The sequence below is a fragment of the Rhodoferax sp. ZS1R8 genome, from assembly GCF_056521325.1.
Genome location: NZ_JBWMBA010000104.1, coordinates 1 through 1257, shown reverse-complemented (window position 1 = coordinate 1257; position 1257 = coordinate 1). Strand labels below are relative to the sequence as shown.

The 1257-nt window shown below is 55.5% G+C and carries 1 protein-coding gene; it reads left to right on the top strand.

Annotation, left to right across the window (positions count from 1 at the left end; all coding sequences use genetic code 11):
* Positions 1 to 62: 62 nt before the first annotated feature.
* Positions 63 to 1249 (top strand): IS3 family transposase gene (locus tag AC097P_RS24155; RefSeq protein ID WP_479612962.1). Its coding sequence is split into 2 segments (ribosomal slippage): positions 63 to 315 and positions 315 to 1249, totalling 1188 coding nucleotides; the frame shifts between segments, so codons are not numbered across the junction.
* Positions 1250 to 1257: the final 8 nt, after the last annotated feature.

Here is a 1257-nt window from a genome sequence, read left to right as displayed (position 1 = left end):
TGTGGTGGTCTAATTTAAACAGACACAACGATAGGTTATTTCAAACCTAAACGGCGGCACAAGTGAACAAGCAAAAATCCCGAAGAGTCTTTGACACGAGCTTCAAGCTCCAGGTGGCGCAGATGGTCAAAGTCCAAGGACTCAGCATCAGCCAGGTCTGCAAGGATATGAAAATTGGTGAGAGCGCCGTTAGGCGCTGGATCGCGCAGTTTGAAGCGGAGCAACTGGGCCAAAGCGGCATCGGCAAACCCCTCACAGCGGAGCACCAGCGGATCAGACAACTGGAGGCTGAGAACCGCCAACTGCGGGGCGACGTCGATATCTTAAAAAAAGCGTCGGCCTTCTTTGCCCGAGAACTCAAATGAGCTACCAGCTCGTTGAAGACTTGCAAAAGAAGGCCATATCTGTCAGCCAGGCCTGTCGCGTGCTGGATGTCAGCCGCTCGGGCTATTACGCAGCAGTCGATCGCCGCCAAGCAGCACCCGTGGTGTGTACCGAGAGTGCGCATGTGACGGCCGCCTTTACAGCCAGTGGTCGCACTTACGGCAGCCGTAGGATCCGTACTGCGCTGTGCTCCCAGGGCGTGACCATGGGACGCCACCGAGTGCGCAGCCTGATGCGAGCCAATGGGTTACGTCCCGTTTGGAGGCGTAAATTCGTGCCCACCACCGACAGCAAACACAGCATGCCGGTATCAAGCCATGTGCTGGCCAGAAAGTTCGAGCGGCCCTTGCCCAACCAGGCCTGGGTTTGCGACATCACCTACATCCGCACGCGCAGTGGCTGGCTCTATCTGGCGGCGGTTCTGGACCTGCACTCACGCAAGATTGTGGGTTGGGCAATGGCCCCCGAAATGCCTGCAATACTGGTGTGCGCTGCCTTGCAAATGGCTATCGTGCAGCGCAACCCCGACGCAGGCCTCATTGTCCATTCAGACCGGGGGACGCAATATGCCAGTGCAGAACATCAAGCATTGTTGAAAAAGCATGGCCTAGTTGGCAGCATGAGCCGCAAAGGCAACTGCTGGGACAACGCAGTCATGGAGCGCTTCTTTCTGAACTTGAAGATGGAGCGGGTCTGGCAAAAAGACTACGCCAACCACAGTGAAGCGATGGCTGATGTAGCTGACTACATCGTGGGCTTTTACAACTGCACCCGATTGCACTCAACACTGGGGAATTTGTCACCCAACGCTTTCGAGCGTGAATCGGCAAAACAACAATCTATTGATGTGTCCGAAAAAACTTGACCACCACA